The organism is Rhodococcus jostii RHA1, from assembly GCF_000014565.1.
Lineage (GTDB): Bacteria > Actinomycetota > Actinomycetes > Mycobacteriales > Mycobacteriaceae > Rhodococcus_F > Rhodococcus_F jostii_A.
Genome location: NC_008268.1, coordinates 2,837,264 through 2,862,655 on the forward strand (window position 1 = coordinate 2,837,264; position 25,392 = coordinate 2,862,655).

The following is a 25,392-nucleotide window of genomic DNA, read 5'->3' on the forward strand; positions in this document are numbered from 1 at the left end:
GTTCGGTGGCGGCGACCGGCTTCCGATGTCGCGCCTGGTCAGGCATAGGGGTCTGCGAGCCCGACGTACCGGATGTCGAGGTATTCGTCGATTCCTTCGAAGCCGCCCTCGCGGCCGAGACCCGACTGCTTGACCCCGCCGAAGGGTGCGGCCGGGTTGGACACGACGCCGACGTTGATTCCCAGCATCCCGGATTCGAGTTCCTCGCTCATGCGGAGGGTGCGCGCGGTATCGCGGGTGTAGACGTAGGCGACGAGTCCGTATTCGGTGTCGTTGGCGACCTGGATGGCGTGCTCCTCGTCCTGGAAGGTCATGATCGGGGCCACGGGTCCGAAGACCTCTTCGCGGAGGATGCGCGCATCGGTGGTGACGCCGGTCAGCACCGTCGGGGAATAGAAGTAGCCATCGCCCGGCACCGGTCGACCGCCGGTGACGATCGCGGCGCCGTGTGCGACGGCGTCCTGGACCAGGTCGTGAACCTTGGCCCGGGACTCCTCGTCGATCAGTGGGCCGAGTTGGGAGTCCGCGTCGATACCGGGTCCGACGACCAGGCGCGCCATCTTGCCGGCGAGCTTGGTCGCGAACTCGTCCGCGACGGACTCGTGCACGATGAACCGATTCGCCGCCGTGCAGGCTTCCCCCATGTTCCGGAGTTTGGCGATCACGGCGCCGTCGACTGCTGCGTCGATGTCGGCATCGGCGAACACGAGAAAGGGCGCGTTGCCGCCAAGTTCCATGGAGGTCCGCAGCACCTGCTCCGCCGAGTCCGCGAGCAGCCGCCGGCCGACTTCGGTCGATCCGGTGAACGAGAGCTTCCGCAGCCGGGGGTCGGCGATGAGCGGGCCGGTGACCGCTCCGGCGCGCGAGGTGGGGATGACATTGAGCACGCCGGCCGGCAGCCCGACCTCTTCGAGGACCTGCGCGAACAGCAGGGTGGTCAGGGGCGTGAGCGTGGCGGGCTTGACGACCATGGTGCAGCCGGCGGCGATCGCGGGGGCGATCTTGCGGGTCGCCATGGCCAGCGGGAAGTTCCACGGGGTGATGAACAGGCAGGGGCCCACGGGACGCTTGTGGACCAGCAGTCTGGTCTTCCCGTCGGGTGCTGCCGAGTATCGGCCCGACACGCGGACGGCCTCCTCGGAGAACCACCGGAGGAACTCGGCGCCGTAGGTCACTTCGCCGCGCGCCTCGGCGAGCGGTTTGCCCATTTCCAGGGTCATCAGCATCGCGAAGTCGTCGGATCGAGCGATGACGGCGTCGAACGCCGCCCGCAGAAGTTCGGCACGTTCGCGGGGAGCTGTTCGTGACCAGGCCTTCTGAGCGGTGGCCGCGGCGTCGAGGGCGGTGGCTCCGTCGGCGACGGTGGCGTCGGCCACGACGGCGAGTTCTCGGCCGGTCGCCGGATCGTGCACGGGGAAGGTGTTCCCCGTCTCGGACGGACGCCACTGCCCGCCGATGTACAGTCCGGTCGGGACCGCTTCGAGTAGCGCCTGCTGGGAGGTCTGGGTGCTGGTCAAGGCTTCCTCACTTCTCATCGAAGATGATGACTTGCCGGATGGCGTTGCCGTCGGCGAGTTGGTCCATGGCGGAGTTGATGTCCGACAGCGCGATCCGGGACGAGATCAGCTTCTCGACCGGGAGTTTTCCGTCGCGCCACAGCTGCGCAAAGACCGGAATGTCGCGGGCCGGTACCGCGGAGCCGAGGTAGCTGCCGATGATGGTCCGCGCGCCGGCCACCAGAGCGAGCGGCGAGATCGAGGACCGGGCGTCCGGGGCCGGGAGGCCGACGGTGACGGTGGTGCCGCCGGGGGCGGTGGCGGCGAGGGCGGTCTCGAAGGCGCGTGGGTGCCCTGCCGCCTCGATGACGATCGGCGCCTGGATGTTCAACTCGGCGACATCTTGGGGAGTGTAGGTCGCGGACGCACCCAACTTTGTTGCCTGGGTGAGCTTGTCAGGATTCGAGTCGACGCCGATCACCTCGCCCTCCCCGAGGGATAGCGCGGTGATCAGCGCCGCCATGCCGACACCGCCGAGCCCGACGACCATGACCGCTTGGCCCGGGGTAGGGCGACCGGCGTTGATGACCGCGCCGCCACCGGTGAGGACGGCGCACCCGAGTACGGCGGCGATGTCGGGTGGAACGTCGTCCCCGACGGGTACGACCGAATGCTGGTCGACGACAGCGTGTGTGGCGAAACCGGAGACGCCGAGGTGATGTTTGATGTCAGTGTCGTCGCGGTGCAGGCGGATACCGCCGCAGAGGAGGGTGCCCGCGTTGTTCGCTGCGCTGCCTGGGGAGCAGGGCAGTTTGCCGTCGGTTCGGCATTCGGCGCAATTGTTGCAGCGCGGCAGGAAGGCCATGACGACGCGCTGCCCGACGACCAAACCGGATACGCCGTCGCCGAGCTGTTCGATCCGGCCTGCCGCCTCGTGGCCGAGCAGCATGGGGATCGGCCGCGGCCGGTTGCCGTCGACGACGGACAGGTCGGAATGGCAAATTCCGGCCGCTTCGATCCGGACGAGGACCTCGCCGGGTCCCGGCGAATCGAGTTCGAGCTCGGTGATCGAGATCGGTGTGGAGTCCGCGTACGGCCGTGGACGGCCGCTCGCCTCGAGAACGGCTCCGCGAATCTTCATAATGTGTGTGTTTCCCTTCTGCGGCGTCTCACAGCACTGGCTGCGGACCGCTCTACCGGCAACGCGGATGTGCGGAATCAACGGGACTAGTCGGCGACGACTGATTGTGGACGGTGCAGCCGGTGGCGTTGAATCTTCCCGAGCCGGTACGTGGAATCCCTGGTACGGCAATGAATTCAGCGGGGACTTTGAAGTAGGACAACGCCGCCGGGCAGCGACTCCGCAGATCGTCCTCATCGATGCCGCTGTCATCTGCTGCGACGATAAACGCGATGGGAACCTCTCCGAGCGCGTCGCGCGGCCGCCGCGACGCCGCGTCGGCCACCCTCTCGCATGGGCTGTGGTGGACCGTCGGTACCGCAATCGGCGCACCGGCTGGGCTGTGTGAGCACTGCAGCGACGCGGGTTGTTTGGGCACCGGAGGGTGGCTCGTTCAGGCACCCACAGGTACGTCAGGAGAGCGTGATTTCGTCACGGGACGAGGTCGGCTGCGGAGCTCTGCGCGTCGCGAAGCGCGATGACACTCATGGCGGAGAACTCCAGCGACCAAAGATTTCCGTGGTCCGGGTACTTGGCTGACATGGCGTCGATGAGGTCTTCGGCGCCCTTCGCGGTCTCGTAGGCGGCCGCGAAGTCCTGGATGTAGGCGCGGGTCTGCGCGATCATCGTCTCGACCGCGTAATCGTCGCCGTCCGGCCGGCGGTGGCCGGCGACGATCATCCGAGGGTTGAGCTTCTCTACGAGCTCCACGGTCTCGAGCCAGTCCTGCCACTCCTTGGGCGTCGCCAGGCCGAGCATCGGGTGGATCTCGTTGTAGACGGCGTCACCGGCCACGACGGCATCGATCGCCGGGATGTGCACGATCGAGGTCGGGTGGATGTCGGCCTGCTTGACCTCGATGATCTTCAGTGGTGAGCCGTCGACGTATAGCGTGTCGCCCTCGATCGGGTCGGGGAGCGCATCGCTGACGACGCAGGCGTCGCCGAACATCATCGCCCACTGCTGACGGTGTTCCTCCATGTTTTCCTTCATGGCCTCGACGACCTGGGGCAGCGCGACACACTTCGCCTCCGGGAACCGCTCCATCAGGGGACCGATGCCAAGGTAGTGATCGGCGTGCGCATGCGTGATGTAGATCGTGGTGAGGGTCTTCCCGGTGCGTTCGATCAGATCCCCGAGATCCCGGACGTCGTCCTCGAGGTACTGGGCGTCGATGAGAACTGCCTCGGTCGGGCCGCTCACGATGGTGGCGGTGGTCGGCGAGAAAGTCCCGGTGGGCATTTCGGGCCAATCATGCGGGATCTGGGGCCAGCGGCCGACGTAGGTCGTCGCACGGATCGGCGGTGCAGCCGGCGACGATCCTGAGCCTGCGCTAGGTGAGTGAGCGTCGATGGTCACGGAGTACCTCCAGGGTTGCGGGTTGGGCAGCGCGTCTTCGCGGGGGCGTCGGGTCGGCGAGGCCACTTAGAGAGAGTAATCTCTACCACACGGCAGGGCAAGAGCATGACGCGGCTGCCCCATCCAGCAGGACCGCCTTGTACCGTCAATTGCCGCGACATCGGACCCAACGAACGCATCCTTGACCTGATAGTAATCACTCTCTATCGTATGAGAGCAGCGGAGGCATGGGGAGCGGAAATGGCGACTTCCCATGACCGGCGGTCGGTTCCAGCGTGTCTTTCTCGCACACCCCTTCCCGCACTGCACCTCTCGGTGCATCGAATGCTCGGGTGTGCCTCCGCCGGGTGGGCTGATCAGTTCTTTGACACGAAAACGCACGGGCCCGGCCGGGCACGTCACCAACGAAAGGACGCGGATGCTTTCGACACGGTTCACCGAGGAATTCGGGATCGAGCACCCCATCGTGTGCGGTGGAATGACCGCCGTCGGCACCGCCGACCTGATCGCGCCGGTGGCCAACGCCGGAGCCCTCGGGTTCCTCACGGCACTCACCCAACCGACTCCGGAAGCCCTGGCCAAGGAGATCGCACGCTGCCGAACCATGACCGACCGCCCGTTCGGCGTCAACCTCACGATCCTTCCGACGCTCACCCCCGTGCCCTACGACGAGTACCGCGAAGCGATCATCGACAGCGGCATCACCATCGTCGAGACGGCCGGGTCCAATCCGGCAGAGCATGTCGCAGCGTTCAAGAAAGCGGGCGTCAAAGTCATCCACAAAGCGGTGGCCGTGCGGCACGCCCTCAAAGCGGAAGCGATCGGCGTCGACGCAATCAGCATCGACGGCTTCGAGTGCGCCGGCCACCCAGGCAACGACGACATCCCCGGACTCGTTCTCATCCCCGCAGCCGCCCGCCAGGTTCGGATCCCCCTGATCGCCAGCGGCGGCTTCGCCACCGGCAGCGGCCTGGTCGCCGCCCTCGCCCTGGGCGCATCCGCAGTCAACATGGGCACCCGCTTCGTCGCCTCCACCGAAGCCCCCGTCCACCAAAACGTGAAAGACCAAATCGTCGCCAACGACGAACGCGCGACCCAACTGGTATTCCGCGAGTTCAACAACACCGCACGAGTGGCCCGCAACACGATCTCGGAGGAAATCGCCCGCCGCTCCGCACAACCCGGCGCCACCTTCGCCGACGTCGCCGACCTCGCCTCCGGAGCACGCGGACGCGACCGCGTCCTCACCCACGGCGACATGCACGACGGCATGTGGTGGGCCGGCCAAGCCCAGGGCCTGATCGACTCCGTGCAGAGCTGCCAGGAAATCGTCGACGGCATCATCGACGAGGCCGACCGCATCATCACCGGCCTCGGCCACACCATCCCGGCAACCGCCCGTACCGCATCCCAGGCGGTCTGAGCATGGACTTCCAGACAATCCGGCACGACGTCAACGACGGCATCCTGACGATCACCCTGAACCGACCCGAACACCTCAACGCCTTCACCGTCACCATGGCCGAGGAACTCGAGCACTCCTTCCGCGCCGTCAACGACGACGACTCCGTCCGCGCCGTCATCGTCACCGGAGCCGGTCGCGCGTTCTGCGCCGGCATGGACCTCAGTCGCGAGGGCAACGTGTTCGGCCTCGACGAGCAACGCACACCAGGCCTGAGTGACATGGCCGACCTCGACGATCCGGCCATCGCCGCGGTCCGCGACACCGGCGGACGCTGCACACTCGCCATCCACGACTGCCGCAAACCGGTCATCGCCGCCCTCAACGGCCCAGCCGTGGGCATCGGCGCCACGATGACACTGGCAATGGACCGCCGACTGATGTCCACCTCCGCCCGAATCGGACTCGTCTTCGGCCGCATCGGCATCGTGCCCGAGGCCTGCTCGACCTGGTATCTACCCCGACTCGTCGGCCCCTCCGCAGCGCTCGACCTGGTCCTGCGCGCCGACATCCTCGACGCCGAAACCGCACTGGCCGTCGGACTCGTCGACGAAATCCACCCCGGCGAGGACCTGCTCACCCAGGCCGCCGCAATCGCCGACGCCTGGACCCGGGACCGCTCCCCCGTCGCCGTGGCCCTGAGCCGACAAATGGTACGACGCAACGCCACCCTGACCCACCCCGACCAGGCCCACCGAATCGACTCACTCGCCATGTTCTGGACCAGCATCGGCGACGGCAAGGAAGGCGTCACCGCCTTCCTCGAGAAACGGAAACCCCACTTCCACGGGCGCGCCTCCGAGATGCCCGACTTCTACAACGACTGGGTGGCGGGCCGGGCCTCTGCTTCAGCGCCTGCGCACCCGAAGTGATGCGGTCGCGACCGCTCGAAGGCGAGATTCGCTCCGCGTCACTGTGATGCCTGCAGACGCGAACGCCTTTGGTTTCGTGCCCCTTCCACGTTTGCCGCACGACTCTCCACGTCATCCGAGGTGTCATGCCTACCTATGGCGACGGCACGACACCTCGGATGACGTGAGCAACTCCGCGCCAGCCTGACACTCACTGACCCACGAGAACAGAAGTAGCAGCACGGTCATCAAAACTGCCAATAAGAACATGCCCCCGCGAACATCCAGCCATGTCGGAGGTCCTCCAGTCCCCTGATCGGTCAGGCGGCGTGCATCGGTGACGGCAAGCCGTACAACATTGCGTTGATCGCCCTCGATCCCGACGCCGCCGCCGGGAAGTCGGCGAGCGATCCCGCCACCATCGCCGAGATCGCGGCGGTGTGGGGTTCGCCAACAGCCAACTTTCACTGTCGAGCAGATCAGGAAGTTCAAAGTCGTCGACGAGCAGTGGCTGCCCGGGAGCGACGAACTCACGCCCCACGTTGAAGGTCAAGCGCGAGAACGTGGCGGCGAAGCATGCTCCCAGATCGGTGAGCTCTATGCACAGTAGGCAATCTCGAACCAGTCATTGGGGTCCAATGTGGTGCCGACGAGGCTCTTCAACCCGTCGACGGTGGTGGTTGTGGGCATGGCGGCTACTTTCGACGCGATGGGCTTGTGGGTACGGTGCGATCAGGTGATGGTCATACCGCCATCGACGCGAGGGTTTGTCTGGTTACGTACCCGGCGGCATCGGCATCGGCATCGGCATCGGCGACATCCAACGGCGCCGCACGAGAACCGGCATCCACCACACGTCCGCATCGATCTATCCGGAGCCGGTCAGAATTTCGCGGATGGTTCACCCGACGACGATTCCCAACGCCCTAAGGACGTTCAGTGACCGAAGACACCGCTCGCAGGCCACCGGTGACACGCCGGGGCATCCGCACCCGCCAAGCCCTTGTCGACGCTGCGCGGGTCATCTTCGAGCGCGACGGCTATCTCGCCGCTCGGTTGACCGACATCACCGCCGAAGCCAGCTGCTCCACCGGAACCTTCTACACGTACTTCAACGATAAGGAGGCGATCTTTGCCGCTGTCATGGAAGCGACGAAGAACGAGATGCTCCACCCCCGGATGGAGCACGTCGATGGGGTCGATCACCCGGCCGCGATCATCGAGGCGAGCAATCGTGCCTATTTCGAGAGTTACCGCCGCAACGCGAAGCTCATGCAGCTACTCGAGCAGGTGGCGAACATCGATCCCAATGTCCGGGAGTTGCGGCAGGCTCGCAGCCAGGTCTTCGTCGAACGCAACGCTTCTGGGATCAAGGATCTCCAGGAGCGAGGTCTTGCCGATCCCGACCTCGATTCCGTGATGGCCTCGCGCGCGCTCTCCGGTATGACGAGCAGGATTGCGTTCTCCACCTTCGTGCTCAACGAAAGGGTCGACTTCGAGGAGCTCGTCTACACCGCGACACGGCTGTGGTGCAATGGGTTGCGCATCGCGCATCACCCCTCCAGGAGGAAAGCCACCGACAAGAGCTGACAGCCGGCTGGGGCCTACGTCAGTCGGCTATAAGTCGGGATCTTCGGGGCACGCCGGGCACCCGCTCGGGAGACGGTTACGACTCGTTTTGCCCGCTCCTGTACGCCGGATGCTGTCATGCGCAGCACCCGGGTCCAAAAGGAGGTGGAGAGTCGGAGCCTTGTAGAGCGCTCCTCATCCTCGGACAACGATCGCGCCCTCGAGCGCGTTCGTTCCGGACCCTCCAACACCACTAGGCCTTGGATCCACAGTTGTCCGCCCATCGTCAACCACGCGTTCGCGTCGAATGGGTATGCCTCGGGAGTGTGTGGAGTTGGTTGGCGCCTGCGTGCTGGCCTAGGAGGAATGTACGAACTCATGCACGTCCTCGTGCTCCTCGGTGAATGCAAGCCCCACGGCGCTCCCGCCTTCCACACCGGGTGGTGGGCGGACAGTCTTTGGTAGCGTGTTCGGCAGTTGTGAGAACTCGGGCGTTCCCCACGACCGGGGTGACGCGGGTTGATCTCGGACGCGAATACGCACTCGCCGCGCGCAATACGCCGTTGACACGGCGCAGTCCGGCACCAGCCCATCGCAGGCTATTCCAGCAAGAGTCGGGCGACTTCGCCGCTTACTTGTCAGATTTTGTGCACTTATCAGGTGACTGCGACGCTTGCGTCGGGATATACCCTTTCGCGCCGCGGCAGGAACCAGGCGATGGCGAGTGCTCCCAACGCCGCGAGCCCGGCCGCCGCGAAAGCAAGCCGCAAACCAGTTGCGGTGGTGTACTCGTGGCCGCCCACCGCCACCACATTCTGCGCGAGGAGCACGGCGACGACAGCACTGGCGGTGGAGGTACCGATCGACCGCATCAAGGTGTTCAAGCCGTTGGCGGCACCAGTCTCATGCTCTGGAACCGAATGGATGATCAGTGTCGGCAGCGCCGCATACGCGAAACCGATCCCGACACCGATGAAGCAGCCGACGAGCACGATGTGCCACACCTGCGTCATCAACACCAGTGCCACACCATATCCGGCCGCGATCGTCGCAGCGCCGATGATCAGACTGGTGCGGGGCCCACGGGCGGCGGAGACCCGTGCGGCGAGCGGCGAGACGGCCATCATGATCAGACCGGTCGGGACCATGCACAAGCTCGCCACCACCATCGACTGCCCCAACCCGACCCCGGTGACGGCGGGCATCTCGAGCAGTTGCGGCAGCACCACCGACGACGCGAACAGACCGAAACCAACAGCGACCGACGCGAGGTTCGTCAGCAGCACCGGACGACGGATGCTGACGCGTAGATCGACGAGCGGACTATGTGAGCGCCATTGGTAGCACCCCCAGACCACCAGCACGAGTAGTCCTCCCACGGCGCAGACGAGGGTCGGCGCGGCGGCCCAGCCCCAATCACTGCCCTTGGAGACCGCCAGCAGCAGTCCCGTGAGCCCGACGGCCAATCCGAGCGCCCCCGCAATGTCGAAGCGCATGTCCAGATGCCGTGGACCCGCCGGCACGATCACCCACAGCGCCCCCGCACCGAGGACGCTGAGCGCACCCGACATCCAGAACAACATGTGCCAGTTGTAATGCTGTGTAGCGAACGCCGACAGCGGCATTCCCACGGCCGCACCCACTCCCAGTGTGGAGCTCATCAACGCAACGGACCGGCCCAGTCGCTCGGGCGGGATGGTATCGCGCAGCATGCCGATTCCCAGCGGGATCATGCCCAGGCCGGCACCCTGGAAGGCTCGACCCACGACCATCGGGATAAGGGTGGTAGTCACTGCCGCCAGGAGCGAGCCGACCAGGATCGCGCCGAGCAGGACGAGCGCCACCCTCTTCTTACCGAAGATGTCGCCGAGGCGTCCCGAGATCGGGGTGAAGACGGCGCCCGCCAGGAGCGTGGTGGTAACGATCCACGACGCATTGGAAGGGCTCGTCGAGAGCAACCGCGGAAGTTCGGGGACGAGTGGGATCATGAGCGTCTGCATGAACGAGCAGATCACCCCGCATCCGGCGAGCGTCGCGGTGATTAGAACAGGGCTACCGGTACTACCGGTGACAGGCGGAGCTAGTACGTTCGCGGACATCAATCACGACCATTTCACATCAACTAGTTAGCACATGCATCTTCTTCCGCTCATCAAGACCTGCTGCGATGAGAAGGCGAAGGCCAGGAAGTCGAACGTATCGCTGTCGTGCGAGCCCGGTGGCACGCCACCTCGAGGGACCGCCACAGGGCGCTGCGGTTCACACAGATGCTCGTGGACGCCGGCATCGCCCCGTCCATCGGCAGCGTCGGAGACAGGCTCGACAACTCGCTCGCGGAAAATCTGTGGTCAGCACGAGATCGAATCATCTACTGACCCGCAACTACATTCCCGACCAGAGCGGAGGGGAAAAACAACGGAGCCACTACCACTGCAAGATAGGCGTACACGGTGAAGTCGTAGTACTCGACGATTGTTCCCGTGGACGCGGCAATCAGGCCGCGTATTTTTCCTCTTTTCGCTACTTCGTCCGTTTTAGGTATGTCGTGCCGGTTCGTCATTGGTCTCTCTCACTCTGCGGTGGCGACTGAACATGTGTGCATAGCTGTGATCGCCCTGAATGTCCGATACGCGGATTGATCCGCCCTGACGTAATTGGAGACTTCGTTCAGGCGATCTCGAGGATCGAGGCGGCGGTGGGGCTGTTCACGGTAGTGCGTGTCGTAGTCGTTCGGTGGGAATTGGTCGATTGACGAATGGAGTCGGTCCGTGTTGAACAGCGGACCGACTCCATTCGGCGGTCTCCCACTCAACCTCGGCGGCTAGCATCCGAGTGATACCTCGAACCTGTTGAGGTGAACCGGAAATCTGTTCTCCTGCAGGTGCACAGTGCTTGTCCGAGAACGCCGCTGACCCACGGCGTGGTCTTGGTAGTCATCACTCACCAGCCCAGAACCCGAGTCAGATTCCGGCTCGGGCTGCTATGTCGCACGCCTTTTCCACGAGCGCGTCGATACGCTCCACCGTCGGCGTTCCTGCTGCTGCTTTGTTCTGCGGTTCATCTCGCGCCCGACGCATGACACCCTCGGCGATGACCGCGACCTTCCACATTCCGAGCGCATGCCAGAACCCGAGGTCTTTCAAATCGCGCCCGGTCTCGTCGAAATACACCTGGGCGATCTCGGCTCGGTCGGGAAAGCCGTCGAGCGTCGAAGCCGGGAATTCACCACCGAACGTCTCGCCGGGCTCGGGCCAGTAGGCGAGCAGACTGCCGAGATCGGCGAGTGGATCGCCCAGGGTGCACAATTCCCAGTCGAGTGCCGCGGTGACGTCGCCGGTGTCAGTGGACGTGATGACGTTGCGGAGATGAAAGTCCCCGTGCACCAATGTCAGTTCGTGTTGTTCGGGCACAGACTCGACGAGCCGACGCGTCAGATCATCGAGGGCGGGCAACTCGCGGGTCTTCGATTGCTCCCACTGCCCCGCCCACCGTTTGAGTTGACGCTGCGCATACGGCTTGTGGCTGGCCAGATCGATCAGCCCCGTCTGCTCGAGGTCGACCGCATGAATCTTCGCGAGCGTGCGGGGTAGGGACAGGCCGATCGCCCGCCGTCGCTCGGGTGTCAGCGCCTGCGCCTCCGACATCCGGTCGACCACCTGCCCCTCGACGAACTCCATCAGCAGCAGCGGCACGTCGGTGACCGCCTGGTCTTCGGTGAAGCCGAACACCCGCGGGGTCGGCACCGCGGTGTCCTGCAGTGCGGAGAGTATTCGGGCCTCACGGGCCACGTCGTGTGCCGACGCGAGAAGGTGCCCCAGCGGTGGGCGCCGCAGCACCCACCGCCCACCGACGCTGTCGCGAACGAGGTAGGTGAGGTTCGACTGACCGAGACCGATCCGGTCGAAAGTCATTGTGCCCGTGTAATCGACGCCCGTGGTGTGCAACCATCGGGCCACGGCGGCGGTGTCGATTCCGACGATACCCACGCTAGACACCGAGCTGGACCTCCTGCCGGAACGGGAGAACGTCACCGAGCACCTGCCCGCCATCGATGACCAGAGTTTCGCCGGTGACCCAGCTGGCTGCGTCGGAGACGAGGAACGCGACAGCCGAGCCGATGTCCTCGGGTTCACCGATCCGCCCGAGGGCCGTTGAGGCGGACACCGCCGACTCGTGTTCCTTCCACAGTGCCTCGGCGAGCTTGGTCCGCACCACGCCGGGGGCGACGGCGTTGACCCGCACCTTCGGTGAAAGTTCCAGTGCCAGTTGTTTCGTGAGGTGAATGAGCGCCGCCTTCGACGCGTTGTACACGCCGATGTTCGCCTCGGCCGCCATCCCACCGATGGAGGCGGTGTTGACGACGGCGCCGCCGTGCTCACCCATCCACGCCTTTGTGGCGAGCCCCGTCCACAGCACCGGAGCCCACACGTTTATATCGAAGGTCTTGGTAAAGCGCTCGTGGTCCTGGTCGATGATCGGACCGTACGCACGGTTCGTTCCCGCGTTGTTGACGAGGATGTCCACACTGCCGAACCGCTCGAGAGTCAGATCGATGCACCGCCGGGCCGCGTCCTCGTCGACGGCATGGGCGGCAACGCCGATCGCGGTGCCCCCGACCTGTGCTGCGGCGGCGTCCGCCGAGTCCTGCGACCGAGAGGTGAGTACCACGTTGGCGCCGGCGGCGGCGATGGCCTGGGCGGCCGCGAGGCCGATGCCCCGCGAGGCGCCGGCAACAATGGCGGTGCGTCCGGTGAGGTCGAGTCCGGTCATCTCAGCTCACCGCAACCTTGTGGCCGTTGGTCGAGGACGCCGGCGCCGAATCGCGGTACCGCCGGAGTTCCTGGCGCGCGATGGACCGCTTGTGCACCTCGTCGGGGCCGTCCGCCAGTCGCAGTGTGCGCTGGTGCGCCCAGGCCATGGCGAGCGGGAAGTCGTCGGTGACACCGGCGCCGCCGTGCACCTGGATCGCCCGATCGATGATCTTCAACGCAACGTTCGGCCCCACCACCTTGATCGCCGCGATCTCGGTGCGCGCCTCCTTGTTCCCGACCGTGTCCATGAGGTGAGCCGCCTTGAACGTGAGCAATCGGATCATCTCGATCTCGATCCGGGCCTCGGCGATCCAATCCTGGATGTTCGCGTTCTCGCTGACCGGTTTCCCGAACGTCACCCGCGACGACGCCCGCCGGCACATCAGCTCGAGCGCCCGCTCGGCCATCCCGATCGATCGCATGCAGTGGTGGATCCGGCCCGGCCCCAGGCGCGCCTGGGAGATCGCGAATCCCTCGCCCTCACCCTTGAGCACATCCTTGGCCGGAACCCTCACGTCGGCGAAGTCGATCTCCGCGTGGCCCTCTCGGTCCTGGTATCCGAACACCGGAAGTCCCCGCATCACCGTGACACCGGGTGCATCTATGGGGACGACCATCATCGACTGCTGCCGGTGCGGCGCCGCCGACGGATCGGTCTTGCCCATCACGATCAGCACCTTGCAGTTGCGGTGTAACGCATTTGACGCGAACCACTTTCGGCCGTTGAGCACATACTCGTCGCCGTCGCGGACCATCGAGAGTTCGACGTTGGTGGCGTCGGAACTTGCCACCGCCGGCTCGGTCATCGCGAATGCCGAGGCCATCGCCCCGTCGAGCAGCGGCTTGAGGTACTTCTCCTTGTGCTCCTCGGTGCCGAAGAGTTCGAGCACTTCCATGTTCCCGGTGTCGGGTGCGTTGCAGTTACACGCCTCCGGGGCGATGTGGCTGCGGCCCATGATCTCCGCCAACGGGGCGTACTCGAGGTTCGTCAGCCCTGGCCCGGAGTCGGGATGGGGGTGGAAGAGGTTCCACAACCCGCGGCTACGCGCCTCCGCCTTCAACTCCTCGAGGATCGGCGGCTGGAAGTGCGGATCGCCCGATTCGCGCATCTGCTCTTCGTACACCGCCTCCGCGGGATACACGTGGGAGTCCATGAACTCCAGCAGATCGGCCTGGTACTTCTTCGCGCGGTCAGAAATGTCGAACAGGGACACGGGAACTCCTTGTAGGTAGGGAGGGAAATGTGGGTGTGCGCTTGTCGAGGTGGCTCTGTACACCCTCAACGAGGTCTTCGCGTCGGAAAGAGTCGAACATCAGACCTTCCGCGCGGGACACGGAGTCGGCGTAGGTGCCGTCCGCGTCGGTCTGTAGTTGTTTGATCACGGCCATCGAGGTCGGTGAGCACTGCATGGCCAGCTGCTGGGCGTACGACACCGCCGCGGCGAGCACGTTTCCATCGACGATCAGGTGATCGACGAGTCCGATCCGAAGCGCTTCCTCTGCGTCGACCATCCGACTCGACAGCAGCAGATCCGCCGCGCGGCTTCGTCCGACCAACCGTGGCAGCAGCCAGGAGATGCCGTATTCGGCGATCAGCCCACGCTGAGCGAAGGCGGTGGTGAAACGCGCAGCCGGTGAAGCAAACCGGACATCGCAATAGAGCGCCTCGACCATCCCGAGCCCTGCCGCGACGCCGTTGACCGCACCGATGAGCGGCTTGCGCAGCCGCAGCGGGACGTCACGCGGCCGACGATCCAGCAGGTCGGTGGCATCACCCACCGCCTGCAGATGCGTCAGGTCGGCACCGGCACAGAACCCGCGACCTGCCCCCGTCACGACGACAGCACGCACGTCCGGGTCGTCTTCGGCTGCGTCGAGCAGATCGAAATAACGATCCTCGAGTTCGTCCGTCCAGGCATTAAGTTTCGACGGCCGGTTGAACGTCAGAACCAGCACCGGTCCGCGACGCTCGGCGAGTACGAAATCCTGTTGCCCACCCGTCATGCGTGTTCCAGCAGTGAGCTCTGGTAGCGGCGCATCCCGCGCAGCCAGCGGTCGTAGTCGGAACTCTTCTGCCGGTACATGGTGAGGACGCGCTCGTGGGGCAAGATCAGGAATGTTTCCCGTTCGACGGCGTCCAGCACAATGTCGGCGACCTCCGCCGGCTGGAGCACGTCCCCCGCAGAGATCACGGCCCGTGTGGCCGCAACACCGAGCGGATCCCCCGAGTCTTCACCCGAGCGCATCAACTTCGTCTCCACTCCCATCGGACAGAGGCAGCTCACCCGGATTCCTCGGTCTCCGTACGTCACCGACAGCCATTCGGCGAATGCGACAGCCGCGTGCTTGGTGACTGCATAGGTGGCGGAGCCGATCTGTGTGAGTAAGCCCGCTGCAGACGCCGTCGTGACGAAGTAACCCTCACCGCGCTCGATCCACATGGGCACCAACTGCTGGGCGGCGCGGATGTGGGCGCGGACGTTGACGTCAAAGGCTCGATCCCAGGCGGTGTCGTCGGCATCGAGGCCCGGCGCTCCCCCGATCCCGGCGTTGGCGAAGTACAGGTCCACCGGACCCAATTCGGTCTCTGCCCGCTCGATGACGCGCCGAATCTGCTCGGAGTCTGCGATATCCGCACCTTCCGCGAGAGCCGATCCGGGGTGCCGTTCATTGATGCGGTCCGCAACCGCGGTGGCTGCTTTCGGGTCGAGATCGGCCACAAGTACCCGCGCACCCCGTTCGGCGAGACGTTCGGCGATCGCTCCGCCGATCCCGTTTCCACCGCCGGTCACGATGGCGACCTTCCGTGCAACCTTCACGAGGCTCCCTCTCCTTCGCCGTGCACTGTGACTCGCGTCCCTTTTCGTATAGTCCGAATCTGGCGTCAAGTTCAAGTGCAAAGGCCGCAATATTTGCGCGATAGTTATCGCTCTCTATCGTAGCGGTGAATGACGATAATGGAAGGGGCAGGCGCGTCTCGTACAGGCAGCCGGCACCGTCGAGGCTCCTGTCCGTTCGAAGTCGCGCTGCGAGGCGGTCCACACCACCGGTCGCCCGGGCCCAGCAGATCGATACACCGGTTCCTCGTGGAGCCTGCACCACATCGCATGACCGACGCAGCGCAGGGACGCGCCGATCGATGCCTGACTTCCTGTGACCGCCAAGACGGATTCATCTCGTCCCGTCGACAGTTCCTGACAATCCGCCTCGTGGCGGATCGGGTCGTCGGAGCGCCCCCTGCCGGGTCGGCCGTGGGGTGGTTGGAGTGAGGACGCACGGCCCGGCCGGGCTCAGGCACGAATGAAAGGACGCCATGCTCTCGACACGGTTCACCGAGGAGTTCGGGATCGAGCACCCATCGTGTGCGGTGGAATGACCGCCGTCGGCACCGCCGACCTGATCGCGGCGGCGGCCAACGCGGGAGCCCTCGGGTTCCTCACGGCGCCGACCCAACCGACTCCCAAGGCGCTGGCCAAGGAGATCGCGCGCTGCCGAACCATGACCGACCGCCCGTTCGGCGTCAACCTCACGATCCTCCCGACGCTCACCCCCGTGCCCTACGACGAGTACCGCGAGGTGATCGTCGACCCGTCCTTCGAGACCATGTAACTGATCACGAGTTCGCGGGGACGTAGGTCGTCTTTATTCTCGGGTTCGACCCCGAGCATCAGGTGCCCCCACACCGCAGTCCCAGGTGATCATCTCTGCGTCGACGGCCTTCTGCAGAAGCCAATGTCCGGCGAGATAGTAGCCGTCGCTGACTTGGCTGGGGGTGAGTCGGTCGAGTCGGTCGGTGTGCAGTGTCAGCAATACCATTGCGGTCCTTTCAGAGTGGATTTCGGTCGAGGACGTCGTGGCCCGGCTCGCCGGAGCCCACAGGGCGTCATCGACCTTCCGCCGGAGTCGGTCTGCCGTTTCGGCCCACTCGAGAGTCGATCCCGGATTTGTGCCAGTTCTCCGTGCACGTCGAGTGCCGTCAGTGATTCGGTGCCACGACGAAGGCGCCGACTCCTTGGCGGGCTTCGAGCAGTCCTTCCTCGGCGACACGCTGCTGCGCGGCGCGCACGGTATTCAGGCTGCGGATCCCGTACTCCTCTTGCAGTTCGCTGATACCACTACGGTCCTCGCCGCGATGGACAGCGCAACAAAGTCCTACTAGCTGCTCGCGTGACCGCCCGCTGAAATGGCACCGGCATTGGGGCGCGACGAGCGCACGCACGTAATACTGCAACGACAGTTTGCGATGTCGATGTTTGGAGTGGCTGGCGCGCGCTCCGGCCTGGCTGGCGCGGCGCCAGTTCGATCGGTGCCAGACATGCACGAGGGCGTGTTCGACCGGAGGGGCGACACGGCCCAAACAATCGCCGGATCTCGTTGACTATCAGAGGTATTAGATCTCGGGCGCCGACTGGAGATCCCCCTTTTGAGCGCCGCGGCGCAGGATCGTCAGGAAGGCAGCCGCAGTCATCGACAAAGTGATGTGCCGGTACCAGGCCGAGTACGCACGCACCTGGAGTGGTCGAGTCCGGTCTCGTTCTTGGTGGTTCGGAAGCACTCCTCGATCGCCCAGAACGCGGTGAACCCCGCTGACCACTCCAGCACCTCTGACTGCCCATTGGATCAATTACCACAACGGTCTCGGTCACAAACTGTCGTTGCAGTACCAAAGACCGAGCCGCCGCACCCGTTCCCGTCGTCGTTCTCGGCGGACCATGACCCGTTGCTCCAGCGCGGCAGCACCGCCACCGCGTCGCGGCCGTGGCGACGATGGGCCCCTCAACAGGTACCTACGTAGGTATATACCCGCGTGTGCCGCAGCAGGCCCAGCGGGCATGCTCGAGCCCAGTACGCAATGTGGTTTTGCACACTTTTACGCCCGTCAGATAGAAGCAGCACACCAATGCCGCTGTGGCAGCTGTTCACCCCGTAGAACGCCTACACCGTTGAAGGAACCATTTGAATTATTGGCCCGCCGCCGGAGTCGGCCGTCGAGGCCTCGCTGGTTCGAGGAGAACCGGAGCTCGTCGAACAGCGCCGAAGAACTGATCGTGGCGCCTGCCTGAACAGGCAATCCACAAGACACCTACTGGAATGGAGAAGCCGATGCGTGAAGATATCGAGTTCGACGCTGAGGGAGTGACGCTGCGCGGCTGGTTCTACAAACCTGACGACGCGTCCGGTGAGCTGCCGTGCATCATCTTGACGCACGGGTTTTCGTGTACCAAGGAGATGGGTCTCGAACCCTTCGCCGAGGTGTTTACCGCCGCGGGGTTCGCTTGCGTGGTCTACGACCACCGGGGGTTCGGTGCCTCGGACACGGCGCCGGGCAAGCCCCGACAGGAGATCGACCCGTGGGACCAGATCCACGACTGCCAGCACGCGATCACCTACGCGCAGGGCCGGCCCGAGGTCGACGCCTCGCGGATCGGGGTGTGGGGTTCGAGCTACTCGGGCGGGAACGCGTTCGTGGTCGCGGCGATCGATCGCCGCGTGAAGGCCGTGTGCGGTCAGGTGCCTGGTGTCTCGATGCGGCGCGCATTCGAGGCGGGTGTGCCCGAGGAGTTCTGGCAGGCGGCATGGGACGGGCAGGCCGCCGATCGGCTTGCGCGAGCCCGAGGAGAGGCACCGGCGATGATTCCGGTGGTCACCGCGGACCCGACGCAGCCGGCAGCCCTGCCGACGCCCGATGCCTACGAGTTCTTCTCGGCTTACGAGGGGACCGCGTGGCGCAACGAGGTGACGATGCGCTCGTTGGAGCTGAATTACGAGCCGGGCCAGTTTCTCAAGTTCGTCGCTCCTACCCCGCTGCTGATGGTGGTTGCCGAGGACGACAACGTTGTGACGCCGGCGGAGTGGGCCAAGGAGGCGTTCGAGACCGCGGCAGAACCCAAACGTCTCGTCTCGATCCCCGGCGGCCACTTCGACGCATACACCGGTCACCCCTTCGAGCTCTCCTCGGGCGCGGCACGCGACTGGTTTCTTGAGCACCTGGCACAGAAGGTCGCCCCGGCATCGGTCTGACATCCGGGGTCTACCCCGCTGCGGTCCTGGCAATAAGCGGGTACGGAGCGGGACTACGGCTGGGAAATGATCATCAGCGAGTTGCCGGCCGATCCGGAAGATCAACGGGTTCTCCCCGCCGCCGTTCCGCTCGTCGCGGAGGTGCTGTGGCGGTAGGAAACAACCCAAGCGCCGCGACGGCAACTACATCGGTGCATGAGGCCCTCGACAAGATGCCCCGCTTCTTGCGATCTCGCGGTGATTGCAGTCCGCATCCCGAATCAACACGCCTCGTCCGATCCGGGCGTGGTCATCGAAAGTGTGAGCACTCGGCTCACGACGAAAAAGGAGAAATAGTCATGCCGTTCTGGAGAATCCACCACCCTGTTGGGGCCTACACCGACCAGGACAAGGAGGACTTCGCGAAGGCCATCACAGCTCGCTACGCGGCAGAAATGCCGGCCTTCTACTGCGACGTGTTCTTCTACGAGGTGGAGAAAAGGAACGCGTTCAGGGGTGGCGAGGCCGTCGACAACTTTGTTCGCCTCCAGGTGGAACACATCGCACGAGCGATAGACGGCAAGGTGATGCAGGAGTTCATCATGGACATGCTGACCGAGACCATCCGGCCTTGGCTCGACGGCCGGGGACACGATTGGGAAATGAGCATCGGGGAGATGCCGGCCGAGCTGTGGAGGGTCGACGGGCTCACCCCGCCGCCGTTCCGCTCACCGGCGGAGAAGCGGTGGATGAAGGACAACAAATCATCCCCGTACGACTGGACCGAAACGGTCGGTCTTAACGCGGATGGCCAGATCGTGGGGTTGGTCGATCCCAGGGGCTGAATACCTAGCGACCCACAGTCTGACCAACGCTCCGTGATCCCGGCCCGGGTCTCTGTGCCCCCACCGACCCGGGCCGTCGGCCCGTTCGAGCAACTGCAGAAGGCGAGAACCGATGCCTTACGTGCCCCTCAACCCGGCCACCGGTAGGCAACTGCTCACGTTCGAGACCACCAAGGATCCCGACCTGGCCGTAAGTCTGGTGCGCTTGCGTGGTCGTGGTCGTGGCCGATGTTCGAGTGTGAGGCGAAAGTTGGACCGATCAACATTTTCCGGCTCCGCGCATGCTCGTCACGGGCGGCTCATCGGACATCGAGTGGTCGGTAGCCCGGATGCTTGCGTTGCCGGGTCAGCTGTCGGCATCTTCGGTCGAAATTCGACACGCTCAGCAAGGCCGTCGAGGAACTCGGCGGATCTGGTGAGGGCCCCGTGTTCTCGGCAGTAGCCGACGTGGCAGACGAATGACACTATTGGCTTTTAAAATGGTAGGGATCGCTCTCTACGGTAGCGGGCGATCACATGGAGAGGCAGAAATCACAATGCACGCACTCGAAGTCGCCAACGATCCCGGCGAGGCGTTTACTCGCGCACTACACGCTGCGACCCTGTGCGAGGCGTTCCAGATCACCGCGGCCGCGCGGGCCGACCAAGTCGCTCTGCGCACTGTCGACGGAGGCGTCTCACTGACGTTCGCCGCACTCTCGGAGAGAGTCCGACGCCTGACGGCCGGCTTGGCGGCGCTGGGTGTTCGGCGCGGCGACACCGTCGGCATCATGCTCACGAATCGGCCGGAGTTTCACATCGTCGACCTGGCCGCCATGCACCTCGGTGCCCTGCCGTTCTCGATCTACAACACGTCCGCACACAATCAGATCGAATATCTGTTCGGTGATGCCGGAAACCGGATCGTGATCACCGAGCGAGCGTTCGTCGACCGCCTCGTGGCCGTGCGCGATGGCGGCACCCCGCTCGACCTGATCGTCGTGGTCGACGGCGCACTGGAGGGGACGCTCAGCCTCGAGGACGTGGAAGCAGCGGGCGACCCGGACTTCGATTTCGACGCAACGTGGTCGGCGGTCGCTCCTGATGACCTCCTGACACTCATCTACACCTCAGGCACCACAGGCCCACCCAAGGGTGTAGAACTCACTCACCACAACCTGATGAGTCAAGTTCGCGCGCTCCAACAGGCAATGCCCACCACACCGGGCGGTCGCTTCGTCTCCTTCCTTCCCTCCGCGCACATCGGTGATCGGTGGGGTGCGCACTATTGCGCTCTGATGATCTGGGGATTCACGGTCACGCCACATCCGGTCGGCGGCGAGATACTGGACGTCGTGGAGCAGGTGCGTCCGACGGTGTTCCAGCCGGTGCCCCGTATCTGGGAGAAGGCCAAGGCCAAAGTGGAGGCTCAGCTCGAGGCCGACCCCAACTGGGCACGGCGCGCACTGCTGCGCTGGGCCATCGACATCGGGATCAAGAAGGCACAGGCCGCACGCGACAACCGTTCTCTCGGCAAGATCTTCGACATTCAGGCATCGGTCGCGGCCGCGCTCATCGGCGACAGGTTTCGTCGAATGCTGGGCTTGGAGAAAATAGACTGGGTCCTCTCTGGATCGGCCCCGACTCCCCGCGACGTGTTCGCGTTCTTCTCGGCAATCGGTATTCCCATCTGCGAAGTGTGGGGCATGAGCGAAACGTCCCTTGCCATCACCGTCAATCCGCGCGACGCCATCCGGGAGGGCACGGTGGGGCTACCCCTGCCCGGAATCGAGGTGAAAGTCGCCGAGGACGGGGAGCTGCTCGTCCGTGGGGCGACAGTCATGCGTGGCTACCGGAACAAGCCCGACCAGACCGCCGAGGCGATCGACAAAGACGGGTGGCTCCATACCGGTGACATCGGGACGGTCGACGAGGATGGCTACGTGCGGATCGTCGATCGCAAGAAGGAGATCATCATCAATGCGGCCGGTAAGAACATGTCCCCGGCGAATATCGAGTCACGGTTGCGGTCGAGCAGCCCGTTGATCGGGCAGGTCGCCTGTATCGGTGACGGACGGCTGTACAACGTCGCGTTGATTACCCTCGACCCCGACGCGGCTGCCGGGAGATCGGCAAGCGATCCCGCCGTTATCGCCGAGGTTGCAGCCGGGGTCGATCTTGCAAACTCTCAACTTTCCAGGGTGGAGCAGATCAAGAAGTTCAGGGTGGTCGAGGATTACTGGCTGCCCGGAAGTGACGTGCTCACACCCACGATGAAGATCAAACGCAGGAATGTCACGACAAGGTACGCCACTCAGATCGACGACCTCTACTCGACATAGACGTGCCCGGCACAGGGGGCGACGCTGAACGCACGAACACCCGTCGACGAACGAGTCGTGCCGGTGGTGACTTCCTGAGAAGGGCAGTTTCGTTCTGCCGTTCCACCTTCGGTGACTCTTCACCATTCTGCCCGACGGGCACTGTGACGCAACATCACGAAAGCGGTGTGTGCTCAGGCCCCCGCGATATGCGAAAGTCCTGGGCCCCTTGCTTTTTGAGTGTGATAGAGATTACTCTCTCCATAACGCTGGCCGGCAAACCACGGCCACCCAAGGCAAACCAACCCCGAACCTCTGGAGGACACATGACCATCGACGCTCACCCCACTGCGGTCGCACCGCCAATTCGCGCGACGGTGTACGTCGGTAGGTGGCCCGAATTTCCCAGCCCGTTCCCGGGGCCGGAAACCGGTACCTTCCCGCCCTGCACGTCCACCATCGTGAGCGGTCCTACCGAAGTAGTACTCATCGATGCCCAATATCTCAAAGAGGACGTCCGGGACCTCGGCGATCTGATCGAGCGCACCGGGAAAACACTCACCACGATCTACGTCACCCATGCACATCCCGACCACTACCTCGGGATCGGCCCGCTGATGGAACGGTTCCCCGATGCGAAATGCATTGCGCTGCCACACATCGTGGAGGCCATGAAAGAGAACAACGAAGAGTACGCCGAACAGTTTGGACAGATGTTCGGCGACACGGTCGTGACGGGTAACGCTCTTCCCGACCCGTTCGACGGTGACACGTTCTTCGTCGACGGCTCGCCGCTGAAGATCATCGAGGTGGAACAAGCCGACATCAGCCCCACTACGATCGTGCACATACCGGCCATCGACGCTGTTGTGTCCGGCGACGCGATCTACAACGAGATCCACCCCATGCTCGGGTTGTCGACAGCCGACGAATGGCCGGACTGGCTCGGAACCGTCGACGTCGTGGAGAACCTGAAGCCGCGAATGATCGTCGCCGGACACCGTCGACCCGACGGCGACGATTACGCAGTAGACATGATGATTCAACAAACCCGTTCCTACATCAAAGAATTCGCGGCCGCGTACAACGTAGCGAAGGATGCTCAAGACCTCATCGGCATCATGTCGGCGAAGTTCCCGCACCACGGCAACGTATGGACCCTGACGTTCTCGGCCTTCAGCGCGATAGAGATGCGAACCACGGCTGGCGCGACCTCCGGCCAATAGTCGCCCAGCTGACCCCTCGTCGACGCTCAAAGGTTCGAAACTCCTTCGAGGCGGACCGCGAGATCGGCAGCGTGAAGCCTGTCCGTGCGCTTGTCGTGGACGGCAGTGACGACCCGGACGGTGCGGCGCGGGTGCACACCGCGCCGTCCGGGGCCCCGACGCAGACGACCGGGGACTCCGCGCCGATGAGGAGTTCATTCTCCATCCATTCGCTCGCAACCGACGCATTCAACTACACAGTTCACAGCGAACCGGGAATCTACAAGTCCCTTGACGGACCAACGGTCCGAATTAACATCGAGGCGCCGTTCCGCCGGAACGGTCCCGGGTCCCGCCCCTTCCTCGTTCTCATCCCCGCAGCCGCCCGCCAGGTTCGGATCCCCCTGATCGCCAGCGGCGGCTTCGCCACCGGCAGCGGCCTGGTCGCCGCCCTCGCCCTGGGCGCATCCGCAGTCAACATGGGCACCCGCTTCGTCGCCTCCACCGAAGCCCCCGTCCACCAAAACGTGAAAGACCAAATCGTCGCCAACGACGAACGCGCGACCCAACTGGTATTCCGCGAGTTCAACAACACCGCACGAGTGGCCCGCAACACGATCTCGGAGGAAATCGCCCGCCGCTCCGCACAACCCGGCGCCACCTTCGCCGACGTCGCCGACCTCGCCTCCGGAGCACGCGGACGCGACCGCGTCCTCACCCACGGCGACATGCACGACGGCATGTGGTGGGCCGGCCAAGCCCAGGGCCTGATCGACTCCGTGCAGAGCTGCCAGGAAATCGTCGACGGCATCATCGACGAGGCCGACCGCATCATCACCGGCCTCGGCCACACCATCCCGGCAACCGCCCGTACCGCATCCCAGGCGGTCTGAGCATGGACTTCCAGACAATCCGGCACGACGTCAACGACGGCATCCTGACGATCACCCTGAACCGACCCGAACACCTCAACGCCTTCACCGTCACCATGGCCGAGGAACTCGAGCACTCCTTCCGCGCCGTCAACGACGACGACTCCGTCCGCGCCGTCATCGTCACCGGAGCCGGTCGCGCGTTCTGCGCCGGCATGGACCTCAGTCGCGAGGGCAACGTGTTCGGCCTCGACGAGCAACGCACACCAGGCCTGAGTGACATGGCCGACCTCGACGATCCGGCCATCGCCGCGGTCCGCGACACCGGCGGACGCTGCACACTCGCCATCCACGACTGCCGCAAACCGGTCATCGCCGCCCTCAACGGCCCAGCCGTGGGCATCGGCGCCACGATGACACTGGCAATGGACCGCCGACTGATGTCCACCTCCGCCCGAATCGGACTCGTCTTCGGCCGCATCGGCATCGTGCCCGAGGCCTGCTCGACCTGGTATCTACCCCGACTCGTCGGCCCCTCCGCAGCGCTCGACCTGGTCCTGCGCGCCGACATCCTCGACGCCGAAACCGCACTGGCCGTCGGACTCGTCGACGAAATCCACCCCGGCGAGGACCTGCTCACCCAGGCCGCCGCAATCGCCGACGCCTGGACCCGGGACCGCTCCCCCGTCGCCGTGGCCCTGAGCCGACAAATGGTACGACGCAACGCCACCCTGACCCACCCCGACCAGGCCCACCGAATCGACTCACTCGCCATGTTCTGGACCAGCATCGGCGACGGCAAGGAAGGCGTCACCGCCTTCCTCGAGAAACGGAAACCCCACTTCCACGGACGCGCATCCGAGATGCCCAACTTCTACAACGACTGGATCGCCGACCAACCCTGACCCATGACGCCTACGACACCGAACCGACGCCCACGCGGTGCCCACCCACCTGAGTCCCGCCAAGTCGCCACAGAACCCAGGCTCGAAGACCCGGTCGCACAACCCTGAGACCCACAACGCACGGCCCGATCCCAGGGTGGTGGCCGCGGACCGGGACTCGGACCCAGACCATGTCACGGGTCTCCAGATCTTCCCCGGGATGACTTACCCGGCGTACTCATCGGCGCTGGTGCGCATCTCACCGGCGACCGCGCGCTGACTCGGCGCGCTCAGGGGACCCTCCGTGGCGCACATCGGTGTGTAAGCAGAAGTGGGCACACTCGATGACAATCTAAGGACCGGCGTCCGAGATCGTCGAGAGGGTCGGCACCAACACCTGGTGGCGGGTTCATCGCCTGATAACTCATCGGATCCCGAATCCCGGCAGGCACCGAGGCGAAAGCTCCTCTTACCACTTGTACGGACCCGGCGTCGTTCTCCTCGCTTCAACGACAGGAGTGCGCTCGCGGTGCCGTCACCCCCTTCTTCACGGTATTG

22 protein-coding genes and 4 pseudogenes are annotated in these 25,392 nt (G+C 64.7%); 11 read left to right on the plus strand and 15 right to left on the minus strand.

From position 1 onward, the window contains the following. Positions 1–38 precede the first annotated feature (38 nt). From RHA1_RS13080 to RHA1_RS13090, 4 genes are read right to left on the minus strand one after another with little or no spacing between them, the layout of a single operon-like run. Positions 39–1,535, minus strand: coding sequence for an NAD-dependent succinate-semialdehyde dehydrogenase (locus tag RHA1_RS13080; RefSeq protein WP_011595383.1), 1,497 nt, complete (start codon positions 1,533–1,535; stop codon positions 39–41). Continuing rightward, entirely contained in the window at positions 1,525–2,637 is a 1,113-nt protein-coding gene (locus RHA1_RS13085; RefSeq protein ID WP_011595384.1) for an alcohol dehydrogenase catalytic domain-containing protein, read from the minus strand. Before RHA1_RS13085 ends, RHA1_RS13080 begins: the two co-directional genes overlap by 11 nt. Positions 2,638–2,689: 52 nt before the next feature. Continuing rightward, positions 2,690–3,055: an AMP-binding enzyme gene (locus RHA1_RS53555; RefSeq protein ID WP_011595385.1), complete on the minus strand. Its 366-nt coding sequence runs from the start codon at positions 3,053–3,055 to the stop codon at positions 2,690–2,692. A gap of 53 nt (positions 3,056–3,108) precedes the next feature. After that, entirely contained in the window at positions 3,109–4,035 is a 927-nt protein-coding gene (locus tag RHA1_RS13090; protein ID WP_011595386.1) for an MBL fold metallo-hydrolase, read from the minus strand. Positions 4,036–4,453: 418 nt separating this feature from the next. On the opposite strand from RHA1_RS13090, the gene RHA1_RS13095 reads away from it, so the two are divergent. Together RHA1_RS13095 and RHA1_RS13100 are read left to right on the plus strand one after the other, a co-directional pair. Next, a complete protein-coding gene (locus RHA1_RS13095) occupies positions 4,454–5,458 on the plus strand; it encodes an NAD(P)H-dependent flavin oxidoreductase (protein WP_011595387.1) in 1,005 nt (334 codons plus the stop codon). A gap of 2 nt (positions 5,459–5,460) precedes the next feature. Beyond that, positions 5,461–6,369 carry a crotonase/enoyl-CoA hydratase family protein gene (locus RHA1_RS13100; protein WP_011595388.1) on the plus strand — a complete coding sequence of 303 codons (909 nt, stop codon included), beginning with the start codon at positions 5,461–5,463 and terminating at the stop codon, positions 6,367–6,369. Positions 6,370–6,668: 299 nt separating this feature from the next. Here the strand turns inward: RHA1_RS13100 and RHA1_RS50430 are convergent, their stop codons facing one another. Continuing rightward, a complete protein-coding gene (locus RHA1_RS50430) occupies positions 6,669–6,809 on the minus strand; it encodes a hypothetical protein (protein WP_167540931.1) in 141 nt (46 codons plus the stop codon). Positions 6,810–7,287: 478 nt separating this feature from the next. Between RHA1_RS50430 and RHA1_RS13105 the strand changes: the two genes are divergently transcribed. Next, a complete protein-coding gene (locus RHA1_RS13105; RefSeq protein ID WP_011595391.1) occupies positions 7,288–7,938 on the plus strand; it encodes a TetR/AcrR family transcriptional regulator in 651 nt (216 codons plus the stop codon). A gap of 635 nt (positions 7,939–8,573) precedes the next feature. Here the strand turns inward: RHA1_RS13105 and RHA1_RS13110 are convergent. The 8 genes and pseudogenes from RHA1_RS13110 to RHA1_RS13135 all read right to left on the minus strand — a co-directional run bounded on the left by RHA1_RS13110 (position 8,574) and on the right by RHA1_RS13135 (position 15,547). Beyond that, complete coding sequence (locus RHA1_RS13110) at positions 8,574–9,932, minus strand: MFS transporter (RefSeq protein WP_081437428.1); 1,359 nt, start codon at positions 9,930–9,932, stop codon at positions 8,574–8,576. Between the two features lie 383 nt (positions 9,933–10,315). Continuing rightward, positions 10,316–10,477: pseudogene (locus RHA1_RS53560) on the minus strand (MFS transporter); the annotation flags it as partial. Between the two features lie 263 nt (positions 10,478–10,740). Further along, positions 10,741–10,875: pseudogene (locus RHA1_RS51750) on the minus strand (IS3 family transposase); the annotation flags it as partial. Between the two features lie 2 nt (positions 10,876–10,877). Beyond that, the gene (locus RHA1_RS13115; RefSeq protein ID WP_011595394.1) at positions 10,878–11,912 is read right to left on the minus strand and encodes a phosphotransferase family protein; all 1,035 of its coding nucleotides are present in this window, start codon (positions 11,910–11,912) and stop codon (positions 10,878–10,880) included. Next, positions 11,905–12,687 carry an SDR family oxidoreductase gene (locus RHA1_RS13120; RefSeq protein WP_011595395.1) on the minus strand — a complete coding sequence of 261 codons (783 nt, stop codon included), beginning with the start codon at positions 12,685–12,687 and terminating at the stop codon, positions 11,905–11,907. Before RHA1_RS13120 ends, RHA1_RS13115 begins: the two co-directional genes overlap by 8 nt. A 1-nt stretch (position 12,688) precedes the next feature. Next, positions 12,689–13,942, minus strand: a complete 1,254-nt coding sequence (locus tag RHA1_RS13125) for an acyl-CoA dehydrogenase family protein (protein ID WP_011595396.1) — start codon at positions 13,940–13,942, stop codon at positions 12,689–12,691. Next, positions 13,920–14,732: an enoyl-CoA hydratase-related protein gene (locus RHA1_RS13130; protein WP_011595397.1), complete on the minus strand. Its 813-nt coding sequence runs from the start codon at positions 14,730–14,732 to the stop codon at positions 13,920–13,922. Before RHA1_RS13130 ends, RHA1_RS13125 begins: the two co-directional genes overlap by 23 nt. After that, positions 14,729–15,547: an SDR family oxidoreductase gene (locus RHA1_RS13135; RefSeq protein ID WP_011595398.1), complete on the minus strand. Its 819-nt coding sequence runs from the start codon at positions 15,545–15,547 to the stop codon at positions 14,729–14,731. Before RHA1_RS13135 ends, RHA1_RS13130 begins: the two co-directional genes overlap by 4 nt. Before the next feature lie 494 nt (positions 15,548–16,041). Between RHA1_RS13135 and RHA1_RS13140 the strand changes: the two are divergent. Then, positions 16,042–16,316: pseudogene (locus tag RHA1_RS13140) on the plus strand (nitronate monooxygenase); the annotation flags it as partial. 54 nt (positions 16,317–16,370) lie between these two features. On the opposite strand, the gene RHA1_RS50435 reads toward RHA1_RS13140, so the two are convergent. Then, complete coding sequence (locus tag RHA1_RS50435) at positions 16,371–16,544, minus strand: hypothetical protein (RefSeq protein ID WP_167540933.1); 174 nt, start codon at positions 16,542–16,544, stop codon at positions 16,371–16,373. Positions 16,545–16,707: 163 nt separating this feature from the next. Here RHA1_RS50435 and RHA1_RS51755 point away from each other — a divergent pair, with 163 nt between their 5' ends. Next, entirely contained in the window at positions 16,708–16,887 is a 180-nt protein-coding gene (locus RHA1_RS51755; RefSeq protein WP_041811401.1) for a hypothetical protein, read from the plus strand. 231 nt (positions 16,888–17,118) lie between these two features. On the opposite strand, the pseudogene RHA1_RS49375 reads toward RHA1_RS51755, so the two are convergent. Further along, positions 17,119–17,297: pseudogene (locus RHA1_RS49375) on the minus strand (IS701 family transposase); the annotation flags it as partial. A 534-nt stretch (positions 17,298–17,831) separates the two neighbouring features. Between RHA1_RS49375 and RHA1_RS13155 the strand changes: the two are divergent. The 6 genes from RHA1_RS13155 to RHA1_RS13180 all read left to right on the plus strand — a co-directional run bounded on the left by RHA1_RS13155 (position 17,832) and on the right by RHA1_RS13180 (position 24,855). After that, positions 17,832–18,749, plus strand: coding sequence for an alpha/beta hydrolase (locus RHA1_RS13155; RefSeq protein WP_011595401.1), 918 nt, complete (start codon positions 17,832–17,834; stop codon positions 18,747–18,749). Between the two features lie 338 nt (positions 18,750–19,087). Then, complete coding sequence (locus RHA1_RS13160; RefSeq protein ID WP_011595402.1) at positions 19,088–19,573, plus strand: tautomerase family protein; 486 nt, start codon at positions 19,088–19,090, stop codon at positions 19,571–19,573. A 536-nt stretch (positions 19,574–20,109) separates the two neighbouring features. Further along, positions 20,110–21,894: an AMP-dependent synthetase/ligase gene (locus RHA1_RS13165; protein WP_011595404.1), complete on the plus strand. Its 1,785-nt coding sequence runs from the start codon at positions 20,110–20,112 to the stop codon at positions 21,892–21,894. Positions 21,895–22,199: 305 nt separating this feature from the next. Then, complete coding sequence (locus RHA1_RS13170; protein ID WP_041811403.1) at positions 22,200–23,099, plus strand: MBL fold metallo-hydrolase; 900 nt, start codon at positions 22,200–22,202, stop codon at positions 23,097–23,099. A 71-nt stretch (positions 23,100–23,170) separates the two neighbouring features. Beyond that, positions 23,171–23,971: an NAD(P)H-dependent flavin oxidoreductase gene (locus RHA1_RS48930; RefSeq protein WP_011595406.1), complete on the plus strand. Its 801-nt coding sequence runs from the start codon at positions 23,171–23,173 to the stop codon at positions 23,969–23,971. Positions 23,972–23,973: 2 nt separating this feature from the next. Then, the gene (locus RHA1_RS13180) at positions 23,974–24,855 is read left to right on the plus strand and encodes a crotonase/enoyl-CoA hydratase family protein (protein WP_011595407.1); all 882 of its coding nucleotides are present in this window, start codon (positions 23,974–23,976) and stop codon (positions 24,853–24,855) included. Positions 24,856–25,392: the final 537 nt, after the last annotated feature.